The 23,441-nt window shown below is 48.4% G+C and carries 22 protein-coding genes, 1 pseudogene and 1 riboswitch; of the genes and pseudogenes, 6 read left to right on the top strand and 17 right to left on the bottom strand.

Annotation, left to right across the window (positions count from 1 at the left end):
* The 8 genes from abc-f to L696_RS0112415 all read right to left on the bottom strand — a co-directional run.
* On the bottom strand, positions 1-1,744 hold a 1,744-nt coding region (gene abc-f / locus L696_RS0112450; RefSeq protein ID WP_025683921.1), incomplete at its 3' end, for a ribosomal protection-like ABC-F family protein.
* A 106-nt stretch (positions 1,745-1,850) separates the two neighbouring features.
* Entirely contained in the window at positions 1,851-1,994 is a 144-nt protein-coding gene (locus tag L696_RS31190; protein ID WP_162833912.1) for an RAxF-45 family protein, read from the bottom strand.
* A 52-nt stretch (positions 1,995-2,046) separates the two neighbouring features.
* Positions 2,047-3,225, bottom strand: coding sequence for an MFS transporter (locus L696_RS0112440; RefSeq protein ID WP_025683920.1), 1,179 nt, complete (start codon positions 3,223-3,225; stop codon positions 2,047-2,049).
* Between the two features lie 68 nt (positions 3,226-3,293).
* A riboswitch (purine riboswitch) is annotated at positions 3,294-3,393 on the bottom strand.
* Between the two features lie 56 nt (positions 3,394-3,449).
* Positions 3,450-4,409, bottom strand: a complete 960-nt coding sequence (locus tag L696_RS0112435) for an acetylxylan esterase (protein ID WP_025683919.1) — start codon at positions 4,407-4,409, stop codon at positions 3,450-3,452.
* A 12-nt stretch (positions 4,410-4,421) separates the two neighbouring features.
* Positions 4,422-5,471, bottom strand: coding sequence for a glycoside hydrolase family 130 protein (locus tag L696_RS0112430; RefSeq protein WP_025683918.1), 1,050 nt, complete (start codon positions 5,469-5,471; stop codon positions 4,422-4,424).
* Positions 5,472-5,532: 61 nt separating this feature from the next.
* Entirely contained in the window at positions 5,533-6,366 is an 834-nt protein-coding gene (locus L696_RS0112425) for a carbohydrate ABC transporter permease (protein WP_025683917.1), read from the bottom strand.
* Positions 6,367-6,368: 2 nt separating this feature from the next.
* Complete coding sequence (locus tag L696_RS0112420) at positions 6,369-7,253, bottom strand: carbohydrate ABC transporter permease (protein ID WP_025683916.1); 885 nt, start codon at positions 7,251-7,253, stop codon at positions 6,369-6,371.
* A gap of 67 nt (positions 7,254-7,320) precedes the next feature.
* The gene (locus L696_RS0112415) at positions 7,321-8,643 is read right to left on the bottom strand and encodes an ABC transporter substrate-binding protein (RefSeq protein WP_025683915.1); all 1,323 of its coding nucleotides are present in this window, start codon (positions 8,641-8,643) and stop codon (positions 7,321-7,323) included.
* Positions 8,644-8,964: 321 nt separating this feature from the next.
* Between L696_RS0112415 and L696_RS0112410 the strand changes: the two genes are divergently transcribed.
* The 3 genes from L696_RS0112410 to L696_RS0112400 all read left to right on the top strand — a co-directional run bounded on the left by L696_RS0112410 (position 8,965) and on the right by L696_RS0112400 (position 12,539).
* Positions 8,965-10,140: an AGE family epimerase/isomerase gene (locus tag L696_RS0112410; protein ID WP_025683914.1), complete on the top strand. Its 1,176-nt coding sequence runs from the start codon at positions 8,965-8,967 to the stop codon at positions 10,138-10,140.
* Positions 10,137-11,324, top strand: a complete 1,188-nt coding sequence (locus L696_RS0112405) for a glycoside hydrolase family 130 protein (protein ID WP_025683913.1) — start codon at positions 10,137-10,139, stop codon at positions 11,322-11,324. The genes L696_RS0112410 and L696_RS0112405 overlap by 4 nt, the downstream gene beginning before the upstream one ends.
* A gap of 201 nt (positions 11,325-11,525) precedes the next feature.
* Positions 11,526-12,539 carry a substrate-binding domain-containing protein gene (locus L696_RS0112400; RefSeq protein WP_025683912.1) on the top strand — a complete coding sequence of 338 codons (1,014 nt, stop codon included), beginning with the start codon at positions 11,526-11,528 and terminating at the stop codon, positions 12,537-12,539.
* Positions 12,540-12,638: 99 nt separating this feature from the next.
* Here the strand turns inward: L696_RS0112400 and L696_RS0112395 are convergent, their stop codons facing one another.
* The 3 genes and pseudogenes from L696_RS0112395 to L696_RS0112390 all read right to left on the bottom strand — a co-directional run bounded on the left by L696_RS0112395 (position 12,639) and on the right by L696_RS0112390 (position 13,712).
* Positions 12,639-12,851, bottom strand: coding sequence for a cold-shock protein (locus L696_RS0112395; RefSeq protein ID WP_025683911.1), 213 nt, complete (start codon positions 12,849-12,851; stop codon positions 12,639-12,641).
* A 107-nt stretch (positions 12,852-12,958) separates the two neighbouring features.
* Positions 12,959-13,107 (bottom strand): annotated as a pseudogene (locus L696_RS29535) (cold shock domain-containing protein).
* A gap of 89 nt (positions 13,108-13,196) precedes the next feature.
* The gene (locus tag L696_RS0112390) at positions 13,197-13,712 is read right to left on the bottom strand and encodes a DUF2179 domain-containing protein (RefSeq protein ID WP_025683910.1); all 516 of its coding nucleotides are present in this window, start codon (positions 13,710-13,712) and stop codon (positions 13,197-13,199) included.
* 153 nt (positions 13,713-13,865) lie between these two features.
* Here L696_RS0112390 and L696_RS29530 point away from each other — a divergent pair, with 153 nt between their 5' ends.
* Both L696_RS29530 and L696_RS0112380 read left to right on the top strand, forming a co-directional pair.
* Positions 13,866-14,042 (top strand): CsbD family protein, encoded by a 177-nt coding sequence (locus L696_RS29530; RefSeq protein WP_081750726.1) that lies wholly within the window; start codon positions 13,866-13,868, stop codon positions 14,040-14,042.
* 257 nt (positions 14,043-14,299) lie between these two features.
* The gene (locus tag L696_RS0112380; RefSeq protein ID WP_025683909.1) at positions 14,300-15,343 is read left to right on the top strand and encodes a stalk domain-containing protein; all 1,044 of its coding nucleotides are present in this window, start codon (positions 14,300-14,302) and stop codon (positions 15,341-15,343) included.
* A 159-nt stretch (positions 15,344-15,502) separates the two neighbouring features.
* Here L696_RS0112380 and L696_RS0112375 read toward each other — a convergent pair whose 3' ends face one another.
* The 5 genes from L696_RS0112375 to L696_RS28595 form a co-directional block, all read right to left on the bottom strand.
* Complete coding sequence (locus L696_RS0112375) at positions 15,503-16,297, bottom strand: stalk domain-containing protein (RefSeq protein ID WP_025683908.1); 795 nt, start codon at positions 16,295-16,297, stop codon at positions 15,503-15,505.
* A gap of 59 nt (positions 16,298-16,356) precedes the next feature.
* Positions 16,357-17,454 (bottom strand): hypothetical protein, encoded by a 1,098-nt coding sequence (locus tag L696_RS0112370; RefSeq protein WP_025683907.1) that lies wholly within the window; start codon positions 17,452-17,454, stop codon positions 16,357-16,359.
* A 221-nt stretch (positions 17,455-17,675) separates the two neighbouring features.
* A complete protein-coding gene (locus L696_RS0112365; protein WP_025683906.1) occupies positions 17,676-18,857 on the bottom strand; it encodes an NAD(P)/FAD-dependent oxidoreductase in 1,182 nt (393 codons plus the stop codon).
* A gap of 27 nt (positions 18,858-18,884) precedes the next feature.
* Entirely contained in the window at positions 18,885-19,316 is a 432-nt protein-coding gene (locus tag L696_RS0112360) for a DUF1641 domain-containing protein (protein ID WP_025683905.1), read from the bottom strand.
* A gap of 595 nt (positions 19,317-19,911) precedes the next feature.
* Positions 19,912-20,727 carry an HNH endonuclease gene (locus L696_RS28595; RefSeq protein WP_049827361.1) on the bottom strand — a complete coding sequence of 272 codons (816 nt, stop codon included), beginning with the start codon at positions 20,725-20,727 and terminating at the stop codon, positions 19,912-19,914.
* A gap of 262 nt (positions 20,728-20,989) precedes the next feature.
* Here L696_RS28595 and L696_RS0112345 point away from each other — a divergent pair, with 262 nt between their 5' ends.
* Entirely contained in the window at positions 20,990-22,483 is a 1,494-nt protein-coding gene (locus tag L696_RS0112345; protein WP_025683904.1) for an alpha-amylase, read from the top strand.
* Positions 22,484-22,543: 60 nt separating this feature from the next.
* On the opposite strand, the gene gpmA is transcribed toward L696_RS0112345, so the two are convergent.
* On the bottom strand, positions 22,544-23,293 hold the full coding sequence (gene gpmA, locus L696_RS0112340; protein ID WP_025683903.1) for a 2,3-diphosphoglycerate-dependent phosphoglycerate mutase: 750 nt from the start codon (positions 23,291-23,293) through the stop codon (positions 22,544-22,546).
* Between the last annotated feature and the right edge of the window lie 148 nt (positions 23,294-23,441).

Below are 23,441 nucleotides of genomic sequence, written 5' to 3'. Positions count from 1 at the left end.
CTGCACTGGCAGATGCAGCCCCGCCCAGGCCTGAGCCGCCACCTGATGCAGCTCTGCTTCCGGATGCCGTGCGCCCCCCGGCATCTCCTGTGCTCAGGAAGCGGGCGTGTTCCAGCTCCCGCTTCTTCGTCCGGTATTCATCGAAGCCGCCCAGATAAGTGGCCAGCTTTCCGTCCTCCAGCTCCCAGACGCGCCCAGCCAGCTTATTCACAAAATAACGGTCGTGCGAGATCGCCAGCACGGTTCCCGTGTACGTGTCCAGCGCTTCCTCCAGCGCCTCGCGTGAGTCGATGTCCAAATGGTTGGTCGGCTCATCCAGCACCAGCAAGTTCGGCTTTTTCATGACCAGCAACGCCAGCCGCAAGCGGGACCACTCACCACCAGACAGCATGCTAACAGGCTTAAACACATCTGCTCCGTAGAACAAATACCTCGCCAACAGCCCGCGCGCCTCGCCTTCCTCGACACCCGCTTCTTCCTTGAAGTAAACAAGCACGGTCGCACGGCTATCCCGCTCTCTTTCCTGCTGCGCCAAATATCCATACTCCACGCGTGCGCCCCATTGCACCCTGCCTGCATCCGCACTCTCCTGACCGAGCAGCAGCTTGAGCAGTGTCGTTTTTCCCGAACCGTTATCTCCTAACAGAGCCACCTTTTCCCCGAATTCCAGACTTCCTGTAGCCCCGTTTAATATCTGGCGCTCTCCGTAGGCTTTGGCGATTTCTTCAAAATGCAGCACTCGACGGCCCGAACGGTCCTCCAGTCTCAAATTAAACTCAGCCCCTTGCGGGTCCAGTACAGGTCGCTTAACCAGCTCCATGCGTTCCAGTGCTTTACGGATCGAAGCCGCTTTTTTAAAAAACTTTTCGTTATCCCCATTGCGTCCCCACTCTTCAAAACGCCGAATGGCCTCTTTCATCTTCTTGATCCGCTTTTGCTGTTCCTTGTAGTCCTCGAACTGCAGCAGCAGCCGTTCTTCCTTCTCCTTGACGTAGCCACTGTAGTTTGCATAATACGTAAACGCCTCGCCATCCTCCAGCTCAATCATCTTGACGGCAACGCGATCCAGAAAATATCGATCATGGGATACAACCACACACGCGCCCGTATAGCCTTGTAAAAATTGCTCCAGCCATTCCAGACCTTTTAAATCCAAGTGGTTGGTCGGTTCATCCAGCAGCAGCAGATCCGGTCGTCCGATCAGTTGGGACGCAAGTGCAATTTTCGTTTTCTCCCCGCCGGACAGCGAACCGAAGCTGCGCATATACATGGCTTTGGGGATACGCAGCCCGTCGGCTACCTGATCGATACTCGCATCCATTTCATAGCCGCCGCTTCGCTCAAACCGTTCCTGCAAGGCGGCATACGATTGCAGCAGCTTTTCCAAACGATTTGCATCCGAAGCTACTACCGGATTGGACATTTCACGCTCCAGCTCGCTCATCTGATTGCGGCAATCCTTCAGCTCACGATAGGCGTAAGCCAGCGTTTCGTACACGCTCAGGTGTTCAAACTCCGCCGGGATTTGCGGCAAATAGCCGATTTTCGTATCCTTGGCGATGACGAGCTGCCCTTCATCCGGTCGGGATAAACGCGCAATAAGGCGTAGCAGGGTGGTTTTGCCGCTTCCGTTGCGGCCGATGAGCCCCACCTTTTCCCCCGTATGAATATCAAACGATGCACCGTCCAGAATCAGATTGGCACCGTGGTATTTTTTCAATTGTTGACCGTTCACAATATACATGTCTAGGCTCTCCTTTATTTAGGAAGACCCTTACCCGCGCAACACAAAAAGAGCCGCAGGAGCTAGTAGCCTGCGACTCTTTGGATGATACAGCAATCCGTTCGAGTTAAGGTAGGCGTCTTCTCGCGATGTTTACAACCGTATGATTAAAATTGGATAGACTTCTCCCGTTGAATGGAAAAGCATGCACAATGCCAGCCATAGCAATCGGCAGCTGGCTAATACGGTTGTTCAGCATCTCGTGATTCACCTACCTCACCTCCTTCTTCATAATTGTGTGTAGTATAGCACGTTTTCTCGCCTTATAAAAGAGGGCGATGCCCACTAACTGTTTGCGATGCTCCGCTTCTCGTAATCGAAAATACGCCGCATACAAAAGCGACAATAACAAAGGCACCGCCCACCCAGGCATTCGTAGCAACCGATTCACTGTTCTCAATCACCGCACCGCCCAAGGCTGAGCCGAGGGCAATCCCGATCTGGAGAGCGGAGAAATTGAAGCTTTGCTGAATACTGCCTGATTCGGGGGCATTTTCGATGAGATAGCTCTGCATCGGCGGGGACAAGGCCCAGCTCAATATTCCCCAGATGATTAGCAACGGCGCAAATACATACATCGAGTGAACCGAGAATGGCAGCAAGAACATCACGGCGATAAATACGCCCACAATGATCAAAATACTCTTAGCTGTGCCAAAACGATCCGCCAAAGAGCCGCCAATAAAACCGCCCCCAACAGCCGAAAGTCCAAATACAAAATAGGCTACACTAATCCACGATGCGTTCAAGCCCATCATGTTCTCCATAAATGGAGTGAAATACGCATACAGTGTGTAATGACCCGCCAATGTTAGCGTAGTCACCAGATGCGCACTAATCACCTTCACATTTTTCAAGGACTTCAATTGCTCACGCATCGGCACGACATGTTCCGTCGGAATTCGTTCCATAAACAAGTTCATGACGATCATAGCAACTACCGTCAACACGGCGATAATCAGGAAAAGCACCCGCCAGCCAAACGCATTTCCAATCAGCACCCCGGCTGGAATGCCAAGCACGATAGAGGAGCTAACCCCCATAGAGATGACTCCGAGGACGCGGGCCTGATAAGCCTTGGACACCACTTTGACCGCAATGGTCAGTGACAATGTCACGATCAACGATCCACTTGCGGCGGTAACGATACGGGATATAAACAAGACCGCATAATTCGGGCTCCAGAAGGCCAACAGGCTTCCCAGAATAAAAATAAACATCGACCACAAATACAGCCGTTTTCGTTCAATTCTGGCGGTCAGCGCCAATAAAGTCGGCCCGGCGATGGCATATACGAGCGCATAGATCATAATAAGCTGTCCCGCCGTGCTTACGGAGACATTCAAATCCTGCGCAATCTGGGGCAGGACGCCACCGATAATTAACTCCACCAGTCCCACCGTAAAGGTCGCAATCGTTAAGATAACTACTTTAAAGTTCATTACACAAGCTCCTTTGCTATCATGTAAATCCCTCGATATACGCAAAAAAATCCTGACCACAAGAAATGTACAAGACGCACATTTTTTGTAATCAGGATTTATCGGTTCCTGGTAGAGACCCTCAAACCATATTATTGAGGTTATACAAATGGGGCATTCATTGATCACGCATCACGAAGGTTATAGACATTACTATAAAGGAGCCTAAGCCGAAGTTCAACCCCCTAAAGCTGTAAAAATTCGTTCATGGCGCGATCCGATAGATACGGTAAGTATTCATGGCCGTATTCGTAATACAGGAGAATTTCCTTGTCCGATACGATTTTATTGTACACCGCATACTGCGTGGAGGGTGGGCAAACCGTATCCGACAGCCCCGTCACAAATAGCACCCGACCACGAATACGATCTGCCAAATGTTGAATGTCGATGTAGCCTAATCGGTGAAATAACTCTTCCTCGCGCACATGGTTCGGATCGAACCAGCGAAAATAATACACCAGTTCCTCATATGCGGATGTGGTGGCATCCAGCGCCCAGGCTCTTTTATAGTCCGACAGGAACGGATATACCGGAACGGCTACACGCACACGTGGCTCCAATGCAGCACAGGCAACCGTCAATGCTCCCCCTTGCGAGCAGCCGAATGCGCCGATTCGATCAGGGTCTACCTGCTCCATTGACATCAGAATGCGCACCGTCTGCACCGTATCCAGAAATACATTACGGTAATAGAGCCGATCCGGGTCCGGGTCGTCGATTCCCCGGATGATATGCCCGCGAATCGTCGTTCCCCGAACCTGCAAGTTGTCCTCAGATAACCCGCCTTGCCCCCGACAATCCAGAGCCAGCACGGTAAATCCATGTGCCGCATAGCTCACTTTATCGAACCAGTCGCCACTGTCACAAGAATATCCGTGAAACATCGCCAAAGCTGGACCTTTTTCTGTAAAATGCTTGGGTCGGACGAGCTTTCCATGAACCTTCGCTCCGCCTACTCCTGTAAAATACAGATAAAAGCACTCCACCAGCGGAGAGACAAAATCGGCTGGCTCCAGCGTATAATCCAGCGGCTGCCACTCCAGCTCCTGTAGGGCCCGTTCCCAGTACGCATCAAAATCCGGCGGCTTCGGACTACTGCCCGTATACGACTGCAATTGCTGTAAAGACATATCCTCCGGCATTCGAGTCCCCTCCTACATCCGGCCCGACTCATGGTCGTCTGCGACCACTTCATCCGTTGCGATGACATACTTCATCATGTCGGATACTGTCGTGTATGCGACACCTACATACGTATCGGCGGCTCCATAATAAATTGCAATCCGTCCGGTGTCCGCATCATGCAACGTAGCACATGGGAACACTACGTTTGGCACAAAGCCACGTTCCTCATACCACTCTTCCGGGGTCAGCACGAAATTGGAGGAACGATATTTAACTTTAGACGGCTCATCCCGGTCAAGAACAACTACTCCCATGCTGTATACCAGTCCATTACACGTGCCCGTCACCCCGTGGTAGAACATCAGCCAGCCATCGGTCGTCTCAATCGGAGCCGGCCCGCCGCCAATCTTCACCGATTGCCACCAGCCCTGTCCGCCCTTGCTCATCACATGACGGTGCTTGCCCCAATACACCAGATCCGGACTTTCACTGAGAAAAATATCACCAAACGGCGTATGACCGCTGTCGCTCGGACGGGATAGCAACACATAGTTTCCGTTTAGTTTGCGGGGGAATAGCACACCGTTTCGATTAAACGGCAGGAACGGATTTTCCAATCGTACAAAGTTTTTAAAATCCTTCGTTTGAGCTATCCCCAACGCCGCACCGTAAAAATCTGTACACCAGATGATATAATACGTGTCCTCCACTCGGACCAGACGCGGATCGTAAGCATAATTGGGCTGGTAATCGCCCCCTTCCTCATCGACCAAATGCAAACGTTCCGTTTCAATGTCCCAAGCCAACCCGTCGTCACTCCAGCCTAGATGCAAATGCGGGCGTCCATTAATCGTTTCCGCCCGAAACACCCCCACAAACCGCCCCTCATACGGAGCTACTGCACTGTTGAAAATACGGGCAATGCCCGGCACCGGATTCCGTCCAATGACCGGATTCTCAGTATGTCTCCATACCGGAGCCTCACTGCCTTCAGGCTTATCCTGCCACGGCATTTCCGGCAGACTGTCTCCCACAATTCGTACGTTACCTACATCCAAATCCACATTCAATTTACTCATACATATGCTCTCCTCTCACCGAGACACTTGATTTTATCGATTTTTCGATTTCACCGTTATTCTATTTCACTGAACCCTGTGCAAATCCGTTATAGATATATTTTTGTAATGCCAAAAATGCAATTAACGTCGGAATAATAGCAATGATTATACCCGCGCTGATGACTTCCCATTGCGAGCCATACGGCCCTTTAAACTTGAACAACGCCGTCGAAATGACCTGAAGGCTTGTTTTGGGCATATACAGGAACGGGGTGTAAAAATCGTTGTAAATATTAACGCCCTTGATAATGATGACCGTCACAATGGCGGGCTTGAGCAGGGGCAAGATAATGCGCCAGTAGATCGTCAGATAGGAGGCCCCATCCAGCATGGCCGATTCGTCCAGTGCCACCGCGATGGAATCCAGAAATTGCAGAAAAATATATACCGCAATAATATCCGTGCCCAAATATAGCAAAATAGCAGCCCAAGGCGTGTTAAACAGCTCCAGCTTATTGATAATCTGGAACGTCGATACCTGTGTCGTTACCCCCGGAATGAGGGTGGCTAGCAGGAACGCCCCGAGCATAAGGCTTTTGCCTTTAAATTTAAAGCGATTCAAAATATACGCGATCATAGAGCCGGTCAGCGTCGCTCCGATGATCGAAATGGTCAGGATAAAGGCCGTGTTCATGAATCCGGTCAGCATGTTGCCGTTCACAAAGGCTTTGGCATAGTTGGCCCAATTGAACCAATTGTCCGGGGGAGTCAGAGGACTGGTAGCCGCATATTCAGTCTTTGTCTTCAAGGAAGCGAATAAAATAACGACAATCGGCAGCAACGCGACGAATGCACCCAGCAACAGTGCGGCATACTTGATGCTGTTCGCCAGCATTCTTTTCAGCATATACATGATTAGTCCTCCTCCCCCCGAATTAGCAGACGTTGAAGCAGCGTAACCACAACTACGATCAGTAGCAAAATAACCGCCATCGCAGAAGCCAGACCAACCTTACTGTATTTGAACGCCACATCAATCGTTTGGATGACGAACGTTTTACTGCCATTGGAGCCGCCAGTCATAATATACGGAATATCGAATGCACTGATCGCACCGCTAATCGCCAAGATGAGATTCAGCTGCAAAATCCGCTTGATACTCGGCAAAATAATGTACCGAAACTGATGCCAGCGGTTGGCCCCGTCCATATCAGACGCTTCATACAGATCACTTGATATGGAGGAAATCGCACCGAGAAACACAATAAAGTTAAAGCCCATGTATCTCCAGATCGACGTGCCAGCCAGCGAAATGTTGATAATCTCCGGGTTGCCCAGCCACAGCTTGATATACGAGCCCAGCCCCAGTGCCTGAAGCAGTGTATCCAGCGTGCCGTCCGGCTTGAAGAAGAATAAAAAAATAAAACCAATCGCCACCCCGTTCATCAGGGAAGGGAAAAATAAAATGCCCTTAAACACATTTTTAAACCAGGTTTGAAAGCTGAGAATGGTTGCAAAATAAAGGGCCAGCCCCATCTGTACAAACGTAGCGACAAAGTAATACAGACTGACCTTAAACACCGAGAAATACTCAGGGTCGGTAAAGATTTTGATATAGTTTTCAAAGCCCACATATTCCAGACGCTTACTATAGCCGTTCCAGTCCGAAAAGCTGTATTTGAACATATTGATCACTGGCAAGTACGCAAAAGTGATCAGCAGCGCCAGCGGAATAAATGAAAAGGCTGCAATAATCGCCAATCTTTGTTTGGAGTAGCTGAGATTCGAAAATTTAAACATGCTGCACCTCCTGGCTATCCGTCCATCGACTGCTACTTCGATCCTTTCTAATCGTCAGTTCAGATGACTATTTGGCTTCCTTCGCAGCCACTTCGGCACGCGCCTTCACCCATGCGTCGTTCAGATCCTTCATAATGGTGTCATATGATTCCGGGCGGTTACCAAGCGCTGCCTCAATAATGCGTTTCTTGAAGTCCGGCTGCCACAAACCGATTTCTCCCTTTGTGTCGATTTTATTGACAATCCCTTCCTGTCCTTTTGGCGAAGGAGTGAGCGTTTCAAAGACAACTCCCTGATCTCCGTATTGCTTCAAAATTTCAGGTAATTTTGCACCCTGTAGCGGACTGATGCTACCCGCCTGCTCTACAGCATAGTTGGACTTCTCGGTGAACCAGTCCACCCAGGCACGGGCCGCTGCTTTATTTTCACTATTTACGTTAATGCCGAGGTTGTAATCACCTGCCAACGGAACAAGCACCTTGGAGGCATTTGTCGGAAACGGCATAAACCCGATATCATCCTTGTTGGTAGCTGTGCTTTTGATCTGATCAATGGCCCAGGAGCCAAGTACCATCGTACCGATTTTCCCTTGAGCCAAATCCGCCTTGGAGGTCTCCCAATCCGTGGTGGTTGGGTCTTTTTCGATCAGACCATTTTTAGCCGCATCGTACATGATCTTATACAGCTCATAGTGAGGCTGACCCTTCGTAAAATTGTCGTCTGTATTCGGCTGAGTGACATTCACATATTCCTTCGTACCCGCCACTGTAGCCAAATCAGCTTCCCACTGGGTGAGTGCCCATCCAGAGGCGTAGTTCGTAAACAGTGGTACCGCCTTGGTTTTGTCCTTAATCTGCTGTAGCGCTTTCAAAAATTGATCCGGGGTTTTGGGAAGCTGCGTGATTCCCGCGTCCTTGAACACTTTTTTGTTATAAATCACACCGGAATACGTCATTGCTACCGGAATACCGTAGACATTATTGTCCACCATACGTTCTTCAATGCCGGTATACTTGCTTTTCATCTCTTCATAAGTGCCCAGCGGTTCGAAAAATTCGGGTAGTTCTGCAATGGGAATACTGGTAGGAATAAGCAAAACATCTCCGTAATCCCTGGTCCCCATCCGAATTTTAATTTGGCTCTCATAATCGGCTAACGCCTGAAAATTGACCTTCACGTTCGGATAAAGCTTGTTAAATTCCTTGGCGTAGTCCTGAAACACCGTATCCACAATGTCCGTCCGTTGTGTAATGACCGTGATTTCACCCTCCACATCCTTCGGATCAGAGCTGGCTGCTGGCGTATCTGATCCTTTTGGGGCACACCCTGCAAACAACCCCGCTAACAATAGCACCGATAGTAACGGCACCAAAACCTTGGACAACTTCATAAAACGACCCCTCCCGACTTTTTAAATAAGGTTATCGTTAAACTAACAAAATCATTTTATTATGATAACGCTTACTATGTCAATTTTATTATTTTGTGAATATATAAGCAGAGCTATAAAAGCTTCATAATGCAATATAATTTGGACAGTGCTTCCCACCCAGAGTAATAACGATAGCAGCATAGCTGATCTGAAACATAACCATTAGCCTTGGGGTAACGGTTATGAATCAGGAGAGTTGACAGGTTTGAAATACGTGATTATGATTTTAAATAAAGTTAACGATAACCTAATAGAATTTACAAAGGAGGATTTTGCCTCTTGGACACGTTGCTACATGAGATCAGACAGGAATGGAAGGATCATATACTCCCGTTCTGGCTAAGGTTGAAGGATGAAGCGCACGGTGGATTTTATGGTGAGGTGGATGTCGATCTGCACATCCATACAAAGGCGAACAAGGGTGGAATTGCTACTGCCCGATTACTCTGGTCATTCTCGGCGGCAGCCCGTGTGACCGGGGAACGCATCTATAAGGATGCCGCACGACACGCTTTCCTGTTCCTGCAAGAGCACCTGATAGACCCGGTATATGGAGGAATGTACTGGATGGCAGATCATACGGGCCGTCCTGCCGACACCTGCAAGCACGTCTATGCACAGGTATTCGCCATTTATGCCTTGTCCGAATATGCGCGGGCAACGGACGACCCTGATGCACTGCCACTAGCTAAGGAGCTGTTTCACCTGCTGGAGCAAAAAGGATATGATCGCACCCGCCAGGCATACGGTGAACAATTTGACCGGATGTGGAACACGCAGCCTAATGAGCTGCTCAGCGAAAACGGAGTAACCGCGCATATCACCATGAATACACATATTCATGTTCTGGAAGCGTATACCCAACTGCTTCGTGTATGGCCAGATGAAGGCGTGCGGGATGCACTGGCGAATGTACTGGACATTTTATACAGTCATGTTTACGATGCTTCCGCCCGGCGGTTGGGAGTATTTTTCGACAGTGACTGGCGCTCTCTGCTCGACCTGACCTCGTATGGTCACGACATTGAAGCCAGTTGGCTGATTGAGGAAGCTATGAACGTACTGGGGCATCACCCCCCGGAATATGTGGACATGGTGGTGGATATCGCCCATGCGGTAGCCGAGCGTGCTGTTCAGCCAGATGGTTCACTGATCAACGAACGGGAAGGCGATCGGGTAGACACCTCGCGCATTTGGTGGGTACAGGCAGAAGGAATCGTCGGCTTTTACAATGCGTATCAACGAACACAGGACGAACGTTTTTTACAGATTGTACGGGATTTGTGGGCCTACACCCGGCAGTATATCGTAGATCCACGACCTGGAGGTGAATGGTTCTGGTCCGTTCAAGCGGATGGCAAACCTGATCCAAAAGAAGTTGCAGGACCTTGGAAATGCCCTTATCACAACAGCCGATTTTGCATCGAAATGCTGGAAAGGACGGGAACGAAATGATTCATACCCAGTACAATAAGCTGCTTGCGCAGCAAGAGGAACTGATTACACGCCCGAATGAGGTCAACACCACCTTTTACAATGGCATCTACGAACGCTACCGTTACCCTGTACTCACACGTCATCACGTCCCGCTGCACTGGCGGTTTGATTTGAACGAGCAGACGAACCCGTTTTTCATGGAGCGTCTGGGCGTGAATGCAGCGCTAAACCCTGGCGCAATCTATCATGAGGGCAAATATATACTGGTTTCGCGCACCGAGGGGCTGGATCGGAAATCGTTTTTTGCCCTGGCCGAGAGCGATAACGGTATTGACCAATTCCGATTCATAGATGCACCACTAGTATGGGATGATATCGACCCGGAAGAAACGAACATGTACGATATGCGACTGGTGAAGCATGAAGACGGCTGGATTTACGGCATTTATTGCTCGGAAAAAAAGGACCCTGACGCGCCATCCCACGACACTTCCAGTGCTGTCGCTCAGGCCGGACTGGTCCGCACTCGCGATCTTCGCACATGGACCCGGCTGCCCAACATCACTACCCAGTCCCCGCAGCAGCGCAACGTTGTCCTGCATCCCGAATTTGTGAACGGTCAATATGCCTTCTACACTCGTCCGCAGGACGGGTTTATTTCCACTGGCTCGGGCGGGGGCATCGCCTTCGGCCTGTGCGAAGACATTACAAAGCCCGTGATTGAGAGCGAAACGGTCATTGACGAGCGCTGCTATCATACGGTGTATGAAGCCAAGAACGGGCAAGGCCCCGCACCGATCAAAACCAGCCGGGGCTGGATTCATATCGCTCATGGAGTGCGCAATACTGCCGCCGGGCTGCGCTATGTCCTGTACACCTTTGCCACCAGTCTGGAAGACCCTTCACGCGTCATCGCCAAGCCTGGCGGGCATTTTCTCGCCCCTTATGATGAGGAACGCGTCGGTGACGTCTCGAACGTGATTTTTTGCAATGGGGCAGTCGTCAACGAACTAGATGAAGTCTTTATTTACTATGCCTCCAGCGACACCCGTATCCACGTGGCAACAACCAGCCTGGCCAGACTGGAGGATTACACGTTCAATACGCCGCCTGATCCGCTGCGGTCGCTCGGCAGCGCCGCTGTCCGCCGCGAGCTGATTCAGCGCAACGAGGCATTGCTGCAAGCGTACTCCCGCCCTTAGCAGCAGATGCATGACGCAAGCTTTATCCAGCTTGCGGAACGATGTATACTATCCTGAGAACAACTGTTACCCGCAGGCTAATTGTTGTTCTCAGGGCAGCTATGCTGCAAGTGTTGTTATCTTTGAGGACAGCCATGCTGCAAACGTTTTTTATCTTTCAGCGCAGCTATATCTTTTTAAAATTGGAAGGCGGAACAGGAAATGAAGAGCAACGTAACGATGCGGGATATTGCGGATAAGCTGGGAGTCAGCAGCGTGACCGTGTCGAAGGCGCTCAATGACAAGGATGGGGTTAGCGATGAGCTAAAAGAGCGCATCAAGACGCTCGCGGGCGAAATGGGCTACCGTTTCAATACCGTTGCCAAGTCCATGAAGGAGGGTCTCACCTATAACATTGGTGTCGTCATCCCCGAGCGTTTTACCGGCCCCGGCCAATCGTTCTATCTGCACATCTACCAGCATATTTCACGGGCACTGGAGCAGTATGGCTACTACGGTATCCTTCACATCCTCCATCGGGAGGACGAAGAACAGCTTAATCTGCCACGCATCTATTACGATCGCAAGGTGGACGGCTTCATTCTCCTGGGCCAAGTGAGCAAGCCTTATATCGAGCTGGTTCAATCCATGGATCTGCCCAAAATATTTCTGGATTTTTATGATGAGCATGCCGATATCGACTCGGTGGTTACGGATAATTTTTATGGGGCCTACGAGCTGACCAACTATTTGATCGCCCAGGGACACCGGGACATTGCATATGTGGGTAATCTCTACTCCACCAGCAGTATTCAGGACCGTTTTCTCGGCTACTATAAATCCCTGCTGGAGCATAGGTTGCCCCTTCGTAACGAGTGGGTGCTCAGCGACCGGGACGACGAAGGTACTTATGTAGAAATGGAGCTGCCTCAGCCGCTACCAACTGCCTTCGTATGTAACTGCGATCAGGTCGCGCACAATCTGGTGCACAAGCTGACGTCTCTGGGATATCGCGTGCCAGAAGACTGCTCTGTAGTCGGCTTCGACAATGATGTATATGCCACCCTTATTGCCCCCCAACTGACCACGGTCGGAGTGGACATTGAACAGATGGCACGCACAGCTATTGATTCCATGATGAAAAAAATCAGCCACCCCGGCAGCCGCTTCGGCCGGGTCCTCGTGCAAGGCCATATTGTGTATCGTGATTCCGTGCAGCGTATGGAGAGGCCATAATCGAAGACCACTCCACAACCAAAAGCCGCTCAGCATGTCGCTGGAGCGGCTTTTGACGTTTATAGATTCTACACACGTGGTCAACGTACTCGCCTTTACTCAGGAGCGTTGGGCCACAAAAGAGTTGCCCGTTCGATTGAGAATCGGGAGCATCCGCGTTTCCTGTCCCATAGAGGCTTGGCAGAGCGGACAAACCGGCTCGCTCAAAAAGGTGAAATCCGTTCGCATCCAGCCGTTGCAATCCTCGCTGGTACACGACCAAATCGCCGTATCTTCCTCTGGGATAATCTCTGGAGCCTGGCGTCTGTACATCTACATTCCCCCCCTCGGTTTTATGGGGTAATCCCCTACATTAGAAGGGAGCTCCGTCCAACGAAGCGACAAAGAGGCTCCTCTGATCCAGCTCGTCCTGACCCGTTTTAGCTGGTCTTGGTGACATGTTCTGCCTGCGGCCCACGCTGGCTTTCCACCACGTTAAATTCGACATGCTGCCTTCGTCCAGCGTCTTGAAGCCTTCGCCGTCGATTGCGCTGTAGTGGACAAAAATAACCTGGTCCTCTGTCTCGATAAAGCCGGAGCCTTTATCTGTTAGATCCCTCCTGTGCGGGTATTAATATGCTCCATCCTCTGAAAAATATGCGTATTTTTCCAAAATATTTATTTGCGGATCGCCTTGGTCCAGAAACCGCCATGAAACTGCTTGGGCTCCACTGTAATAACAAAGGCTTTGGGATCAATATCCAGAATGGATTGGTACAGCTTGTTCTGATTTTTCCGCTTAGCCAAAATTTCCATCACCAGCCGATCTCCATCTCGCCCGCTACCCAGCCAGGCTGTAACACCGTACCCTTTGTCACGCAGCGCATTAGCGATACCTCCGTTGACCTCATTGCTGATCACCTTGACGGTTACGTAGCCGAGCGCTATTTTTTCCTCAATCCATGCTCCAATGAGAATACCAAGCGCATAGCCGATGGCATAAACCGCGAGACTTGCCACCTGGTCCAAATACTTAAGCACCATGTTCAGGCCCAGCACATAGATCGTAACTTCTACAGTGCTTATGAGCGCAGCAACGTACTTCTGTCCTTTCAGCGTCAAAATCATACGCAGTGTATACGCAGACACGTAAATAATTTGAATAACGAAAATAAATAACAAAATTTTAAGCATACGCCCACTCCCTATTTCACGTTCTGATTTGGCCTGTATCCATCATTATACCCTTGTACCACATACAGCTTTTCGTTTCGCATCACCCTCGCTCGGGTAATGACTAACTACAGCATGCTGAATGAATGTTCGATCACATAAGGAGGCTACAACATGAAGGATAACGGAATCAGCGATAAAATCAAAGGTAATGTTAATAAAGCCAAAGGTGAAATCAAGGATCAGATCGGAAATGCTACAGATAACAAGTCCCTTCAAGCCGAAGGTAAACTGGATAAGGCCAAAGGCCAACTTCAGGAAACAGCAGGCAAGCTGAAGGACGGCAAATAATTCCGAGCTTTGGATATGAGCCTTGACGTACTATTTTCCCATCAAGCCTCGCTGTCTTGTGCAGCGGGCTTGTTTTGTTTGACGGCTTTTCGAAAAACATTTATGAAAACAGGGCAACTTTTACTGTTGTTGTTGCGTCTAACCAATATAAGCACATCTGCTAATATCCCTCCAAACGTGTTGGATTTTGTAGGCATTAATGTTACTCTAGTTTATGAACCAGGCTATAATTCTTAAATAAAGGGGTAGACCAACGAATGAAATCATTTAAATCTATGAAAAAACCCGTCATCATCACTGCCGTATCCGCCTTGGCCATATCCGGGGCTCTTTTCAGCCAATCCACATATGCCGCACAAGTGACTAAGCCGATCCAAGCAGTTTATAACAATATCAAAATCATCTACAACGGAACTGAGGTTCCTTATGATGCCAAAACAGAACCATTTACGCTGGATGGCGTGACGTATCTCCCGCTTCGTCTGGCAGGTACAGCTTTGGATAAAAAAGTAGATTGGGACGGTACCAACAAACGCGTAGTCATTGCTGACAAAGGCGTTCCAATTGATCAATCTACAGTTACAGCATTGAACAACCAGATTACGGCGCTGACTCAAGAGCTGAACACGGCGAAAGCAGCGAACACGACGAAAGACGCTACCATTGCTCAACTGCAAAAAGACAATCAAGCGCTGAAAGATACAGCCAGCAAAAGTAGCACGGATACATTAAAGGATCTTCAAAAGGAACTGAACGATGATCACAGCGATGACTACAACACCAACTCTGATATCTCGCTCAGTGGCAACAAAAGCGATATTTCGGTGACTATCGAAATGACCAAGTCCAGATGGACTGACCTATCCGACAGCAGAAAAAAGAGCTATCTTGAAGACATCGTTGAAGATATTTTGAAAGAATATAAAGATGCCGATATCGAAGGCACAGTGAAGAACTCCAGTAATAGAGATAAACTGGCGAGCTTTACAACCAACAGTAGAGGCGACGTTTCTTTGAGGGATGTAGCTTCATCTTTGGATGCAAGCAGTATACAACGTACATTGTTTGATAGATACAGCAACTACGCCGGCGTCGGCTTTGATTTCAACGTGAGAGGCGACAGCAGTAAAGCTATTGTGGATGTATATGTAAACTCAGATGACTGGAATAAACTCTCTTACACTCAAAGAAACAACCTAACAGATGGCATTATTCTTCAACTTAAAGATAGAGAGTCCGTTGACAGAGTTGAGGGGCACATCCGCAATAAAGGGAACAGTAGCGAAATCACTGCCTTCTAAGGATTGCTTGTTTACAACATACGAGGAAAGATCTTTTATAATTAGCTAATTTCCCTGTACGTTATTTACGAGCGCGATCAAAAAGAGACCGGATCCTTAAAGATCCGGTCTCTTTTTGCTTATATTCCCAGAGGTGACCCGCACAAATCACCATTCACTCTATTCAACAAGCCGTCCCACTGAAATAATATACTGCACTTTCTCACTCGATTTACCAAAGTCACGTTTTAGCGTCAGTTGTTCATCCCCAGTAAATTGAATGGTGCCCCCTGTTCCCGGTCTGGAGTAAGGATCCACAGTGTAAGTTTTCCCGTACATTATCAAAGGATGAATGTCCACTTGTTTCTTGGAAAACTTAAGTCCTTTGTCATAGTTCGCATGAATCGTCAACTTACCAGCGCCGTTCCATTCATAACTGTGCAGATCAAAGGCTTCCTTATTCGTTACCTCCGCCAGATCCTGTCCCAAAAAGTTAAGAAGCACTTTACTTTTGTTAAAGCTTTCATGGTTCAGCTTCAGTAGACCTCGCTGGGCATCCCATTCCATCTTGGCGCCCGTATCCTTGACAAGCACCGAGACAGGCAGAAACATAGCATTCTCTTTCATAACAGGTACGGTATCCATAGTTACAGACTCACCGTTAATACGGATGCTCTTTGATCCAATGGCCGCTGACACGTTTCGTCCCAATAAACCGATTGTTGCCGTTCTATCCGCTGGATTGTAAGCCACTTTCCCCCCCATCAAATCCTCAACAGCTTTGAGGGGAATTAACAACCTTCCTTTAGAATCAACAAATGGTGGTTCAGGTTGAGTATATAGAATGTAGAAATCGTTTATTTTAAGCTGGATAGGAATGGCCCCTTGGGATTGAGCAACTATACTCTCTGTATTCGGCCCAAAAAAAAGTAAAACAACTACAAAACATATTAAAAAATTAGTTTTAGTTTTCATACAATTCTCCTGTATGTGTAAGCAATAGTAATCACTCATTCGCAGAGGACTTGAAATAACTATCTATTTCGATTCTTAATGGTGGCAGTTAGTCTTCGGTTATCTTGGTTGTCGAAGTACTGAACATAATAAGTAGGCCAATCAATGGTACCATGCCATTGTGCTCCATCCCACAAAGAATACTCTGAATAGTTTTCCCATGGATAATAATAATCTGAATTTGTTTTAGACACCACTAAATCCATAAATGCCCCATCTGATTGTCCATATATATTATTACCATTAAAATTATCTTTTGCGATTGATATTACTCTTTTGAGAGACATAGAAGATAAGTCCGACGAATTAAAAGGAGTTTGCATAACAATAACTTCACTATTCTCCATTGAAAGGTAAGAATCATAGGTATTTTTATCAATATAAAATTTAACATTTCTAACTGTTTGTCCACTTGGCCAAGTGCCTAAAGAATAATCAAATCCATTGCTGTTCCTGATGTAACCCTGCCACACTTTTCGCCCAGTCTGATAAGCAAATCCCCCCTCAATTACTTTTCCTCTTGGGGAATCAAAACCGAAATATATCCATGGTTGCTCTTCAACTCCCAAATTATAAACAAAAGGAACTTGTACTCTCCCATTCACGCCGTCAAACCCATTAAAATTTAATTGAATTCGTGAAAAGGCTCCTGAGGTGCCACCATTGACTTGCGAAGGAGTAGGATTGTTTTTACTTGCGACAGAAATATTATGGTTATTAACCGTCTCATTCAGGAGACCCTCTACTTTATAAGTGGCATCCGTTACACTATCCTCTTTTGGTTCAACTTTATCCGCCATGCCTACATAACCTTTTTCTGAGCTGTATACTTCTCCATCAAGTGTAAGATATATGTATTCCGATTTGTTAAGCTTCTCCAGATTTTGTTGTAGATCACTATTATTTTTACTCTTTAGTGATGTACTATCCGCTGTATTCAGTAGATCAGCAATAGATGCTTTCGGGTTAACGGCGATCTTATGTTCTTGAAGCTCATGGACTATGGCCCGCTGTTTGAGATTTTCAAAAAATGAAGCATCGTACGTACTAGATTTCGATTCCGCATAGGCGAGACTTCCCGAAAGTGAGGAGCACATGAGAATGGTTGCTAACCCCATGCCTAAAAACTTTTTTTCCTAAACATACACAAACCTCCTAGTTATTTTTCAAAACTAGCATACTTCCACGAACATATCGCGTCAACCATAATTTACAACATGTGACTAAAAAATGAACATGACATTTTACATATACTGGTTTATAATGGGTTTAACTACAAAATAAAAAGAGAACGCAGAACTGCGCTCTCTTCGATAAAGCATATAAAAGTAAGAAAATATTAATAGGCCAATGCAAAAAGCCCTTTAATGTGGGACAGGTAACGGATGTTACTGCCTTCTTTCATCAAAGTAGCTACAGCGCCTTTCAGTTGGGTGCCATTCGCGCCTACAGTACCGATCGCGTCTGTTCTGCCCAAGCTGCCCAGCGTACCGGAGAATACAGGTGTGAATTGTTCCATTTTTGCTCCATTAAAGTAAGCAAAAAGGTTGTAGCCCACCGTTTCGCCCATTTGCCAAGCCAACTGTGCAGTTGGAGGGTATGGACGCTCGCCTTCACTCGGGAACACCACTGCGCTGTCACCAGCGAGGAAGATGTCTTCGTGGGAAGTCGATTGCAGTGCACCGTTCACGGTTGCGCGGCCACGGTTCACCTCGATACCGGATGCGCCAACCAGTGCGTTGCCTTGTACGCCACCTGTCCAGATCAGGGTGTTCGTTTGGATCGAACGTCCGTCTTTGAGCAGCACTTCGTCGGCTTTCATTTCTGTAATCGGAACACCGGCTACGATTTGAACGCCACGTTTTTCAAGGCTTGTGACTGCACGATCAACCAGTGCTTGAGGGAAGCCTGCCAAAATAGATGGTCCAGCTTCTACGCAATACAGGTTAATATCTTCGTAGTTAATGCCTTTTTCACGACAAACCGCAGGCAGCTTGTCAGCATATTCGCCCACCAGCTCGACACCAGTCAGACCGCCACCACCGATAACGATTGTAGCGTCCGCTTTGTTGCCGGATTGCTTGTAAGCATCCAGACGAGCTTCTACGTGTGCGCGAATGCGGTTTGCTTCTGCCACTGATTTCAGGGTGAAGCTGTGTTCTTGCAGACCCGGAATACCGAAGTAAGCCGTTTCGCTGCCCAGGGAAATAACGAGAGCGTCATAGCTCAACGTAGCGCCACTGGCCAAGGTTACTTTTTTATCGTCCGGTTTGATTTCGGAAACAGTATCCACTTTCAGGATAATATCTTTGTTACGCAGCAGTTTCTCCAAAGGAAGCGCAACAGCTTTTTCGGCAATTGTACCTGCCGCCAAGCGGTGCAGCTCCGTAATAATTTGGTGCGACGCAAAGCGGTTAACCACTGTAATGGTTGCTTGACTAGCGTCCAGGTGCTGGCGTGCTGTGAGAGCAGCCAACAATCCGCCGTATCCGCCGCCCAAGATCAAAATTTGCTTCGACATGTCCATCCTCCGTTCTTGATCAGGTAATTATTTGCTTTCGCGTTGGCGCTCATTCAGAATATCCAGGAAAGCCTGGCTGAAACGCAGCGTTCTTTGTACATTTGGATCTTTAAGCATTTTGAGCAAGCCAAACAGACCTACACTGCCGTCTGTAGTTTGTACGCGGTCTCCTGCTTCAATGGCAGCAGAAGCCAAACCTTTAGCCGACTCTGTAACAGGCTTCACAAACTCTCCCATGGAGCTTTTCATATCTCCGATAAATACAGGGTCGGTTGCCAAACTACGGGCTACATCATAAGCGTCGGTCATCAAAGTAACCATCTCAGTCAACTTGGGCAGATTCTCAACCAGCACGGTCAGCGATTGCTGAACCTCCGGTTTCATCAATTGGTCCAATACATCCCGAGACTCTTTGGTAGCTTCTTGTGTTACGGCCACCTCTTGTTGGTTTTCAGACATGCGTGAACGTCCTCCTTTACTGTGAAAATAGAAGTCCATTCCTTTCTCATAACCTGTATCTATAAACTCTAGCAATAAAAACGTTCAATGAATTCGCGCCCTTAAACATGCAAGAAGCACAGCTTAAACCGGCCTATACCCTAAAGGGCAAGACTGATCATCGCAGATGCCAATTGTATATTGCTCGGACGGTATTCTGTTGTTGTTACTGCTGCGGAATATCTCACGAAGCGCTTCTTCGTGATTATAACAGGCCGAAACGGAACCCTATACCTCTATATTACACTGTTTATAACACAAACGTCGAAAAAATTTTAAATTTGCACAAATTTCTGCAAATTTTATTTGTTATTTTAGATAAAAATTAGAATAAACTTAGATTTTGTCCAATTTTACCGTTAAAAACGGGTCATTTCATAGCATGGAAGGGTAATAGAGGGAGTGAATTTCATATCGCGATCACATGAAAATCACCACAAAATATGTATACGAGGCACGCCAACGCATTAAGTCCAATCCTGATACATTCGTCATTGATGTGCAGGACTCCCACGACGCGGGCACTTGCGGTCTGATTCGCGGGAGCGCCCTGCGTTTAAAAGGAGTCCTCAGGAGCATCGTAATCGTCAGGAGTTGGCAACGGCACACCGGATTCGATGAATTCATCGACATCGCGGGCCGCCTTGAATTGATTGCATTCGTTGCAAGCACATACACAATTGACGGGCGTTGTGTGTCCTCCTTTGGCACGGGGAAGCAAATGATCAATGGTATCGCCGTAACCCCCGCAGAAAAAGCAGGTATAGCGATCACGCTTGAGCACATATTGACGGAATTCCTTATTGCTGTAGAGTCTGCGAATGGTATACGGATTAACAACCACTGCCATGCGCTCTCTAACCAGGGTAACCGCCAGATCAAATTCAATCTCCTGATGCCAACGTCTCCCCTGATCGGTTTTGCCCCTTAACCGAATCATGCCGTTACGGTTGAGCCGCAGAACCTTGGTATCCGCAGGCTTCAGCCTGCTGAGCAAATGTCGAACACGCTGCCGATGACGCTCACGGGCTTTATCCGTGACTGGCTTCCTGCGGAGCGGCTGAGGCTGCGCATCAGGCTGTGCGGACGGCTCCATGCCTTGCACGGTTGCCTCATCCCCAGCGCCATGCGATGCCAGGGAAGCCGTGAGGGGCTGTGTCCCCTTGCCGGAAGGAGCGGACGCGGACGCAGACGCACGTTCCGGCGCCGCTAATCCCCGGCAGGAACGGCAAGGGCCACGCCGGGAATACGGACCTGCCCGGCGACCGGTTCTGCGCTGAAACTCCGTTAGCGGCTTCAGCTCCTGACAATACGTACATTTTTTCATCAGTGGTCCACTTGCTTCATCCTTGTTCTGCTGCGGTTCTGTCACGTCCACCCCTCCTTCCGTCTTTTGCTCGCGCTTCACGGTTTACCCGAAACCCGAACTATGGTTAAGTTAAATTCATTCTACCGTTTTCACGTTCCCTTTTCTAGCCAATCGAATATATACGCCTTCAAGGTATAACAAATTTTAATGATTTGGCATACGTTATACAGCGATGCCTGTTCTTCGTTTAGCACCATATTAACCGTCTGACGTTTAGCCCCCCTCACTTGGTGGGTAACTTGTTATATATGGAGGAGGGACGCACATGAAAAGGAACCATACGATGATGCAATTTTTCGAGTGGAATGTCGAAGCAGACGGTTCTCACTGGAAGAAGCTTGCCCGCCTGGCACCGGAACTGAAGGCTAAAGGAATTGACGCGATATGGATTCCACCTGTCACCAAGGGCCAATCGCCCGAGGATACGGGATACGGCGTCTATGACCTTTACGATCTGGGTGAGTTTAATCAAAAGGGTGCGGTACGCACCAAATACGGAACCAGGGAAGACCTTTTGGAGGCTGTTGCCGCCTGTGTTCGCCACGGTGTGACCGTCTATGTCGATCTGGTCATGAACCATAAGGCCGGTGCGGATGAAACCGAAGTGTTCAAGGTCGTCGAGGTTAACCCGGATAACCGCAATGAGGTCATTTCAGAGCCCTTCGATATCGCAGGGTGGACTAAATTTACATTTCCCGGCCGTCAGGGTCAGTATTCCACATTCCAATGGAATTTTGAACATTTTAACGGAACCGATTACGATGCAAGTCGGGACCGGACAGGAATTTATCGTATTTTAGGCAAAAATAAAAGCTGGAGCGAGCATGTAGATGATGAATTCGGCAATTATGATTATTTAATGTTTGCCAATATTGACTATAATCATCAGGATGTACGCAGGGAAATGATTCGCTGGGGCAAATGGCTGGTGGATACCCTGCAATGCAACGGATTTCGTCTGGATGCAATCAAGCATATCAATCATGAATTTGTACGGGAGTTCGCGACGGAAATGATCAAAAAGCGTGGACAGGATTTTTATATGGTAGGCGAGTTTTGGAAGCCGGATCTGGAATCATGCCAAAAGTTCCTGGATACCATCGATTATAAAATCGACCTGTTTGACGTATCCCTCCACTATAAACTACATAGCGCTTCCTTGGGTGGCAAGGATTTCGATCTAAGCACCATTTTCGAGGATACGCTAGTTCATACTCACCCCCTGAACTCGGTTACTTTTGTCGATAATCATGATTCCCAGCCCCATGAAGCGCTCGAATCCTGGGTGGAGGACTGGTTCAAGCCCAGCGCCTATGCGCTCATTCTGCTGCGCAAGGATGGTTACCCCTGCGTGTTCTACGGCGATTACTACGGCATCCAGGGGCAAACACCCGTGAAAGGCAAGCAGGCAGCGTTAGATCCGCTCCTGTATGCCCGATACCATAAAGCCTATGGAGAGCAAAAGGATTATTTTGATGATCCCCATACAATTGGATGGGTTCGTCAGGGCGTTCCTGAATTGGAAGGCTCCGGCTGCGCTGTAGTGGTCACCAATGCAGACAACGGAGAAAAGCGTATGTTCGTAGGGAAACAGCGCGCAGGAGAGCAATGGACTGATTTGACAGGACATCACAACCACATTATAACGATCGGGCAGGACGGCTACGGCTTATTTCCGGTTCGCGCTGGCAGCGTATCGGTATGGGCGCTTCCCACTGGCAATGACAGCCCGGAAGCCGAAGACGACCTGGGAGCTTAACTTTGCCCAACACCAAGAGGACAGGATGCGAAAGAGCGCCCTGTCCTCTTGGGTATCATCTTACTCCGTCACCTTGCTTTGGTTGGCCACAGCCTGCTTTTTCGCCTCTACATGACTCGGATCACCCAGATAAAAGCGTCGGATAGGGTCTATATGATCGTCCAGCTCATACACCAGCGGAATGCCTGTCGGAATATTTAGATCCAGCAATGCGGTCTCGTCCAAATTCTCCATATACTTGATCAAGGCGCGCAAAGTATTGCCATGCGCGGAAATAATGACCCGTTCCTTTTTTTGCACCAAGGGCACAATCCGCTGCTTCCAAAACTCACCGACCCGATGCACGGTATCCTCCAAACTTTCCCCAAGCGGCAGCTCTTCCGGCTTAATGTTACTGTATCGTTCCTCCCTGTGAGGACTGCGTTCATCCTGTTCATCCAGCATGGGAGGTCGCACCGTCAGGCTGCGCCGCCAGATATGAACCTGTTCCTCGCCGTATTGGACAGCAGAATCCAGCTTGCTAAGCCCCTGAAGAGCACCATAGTGGCGTTCGTTTAGCTTCCACGACTTCTGCACGGGTATCCACAAATGATCCAGCTCGTCCAAAATGTGATACAGCGTACGAATGGATCGTTTCAGCACCGAAGCGAACGCCAGATCAAACGTATACCCTGCCTCCTTGAGAATACGGCCCGCCTCTATGGCTTCATGGGTTCCCTGCTCGGTCAGGTCCACATCCGTCCAGCCTGTAAACAGGTTTTGGCGGTTATACACGCTTTCTCCATGCCTCACCAGCACCACTTGATACATAGGCCCCACTCCTTTACTTACTGTCGTTATGTTTTACCTAACTTCTATGTTATTTAACGTAAAATGCAGTTTTTAAACCGTTTCTTTTACTACTCGCAAAAATAGGAGGTTTCTCCATAGCCTGATCACACAAATTTGTGTGCTTTTT

The sequence above is a fragment of the Paenibacillus maysiensis genome, from assembly GCF_000520815.1.
Classification (GTDB): Bacteria; Bacillota; Bacilli; order Paenibacillales; family Paenibacillaceae; genus Paenibacillus; species Paenibacillus maysiensis.
Note: the sequence above shows the minus strand (reverse complement) of the source record. Positions and strands in the feature narration are given on the sequence as shown.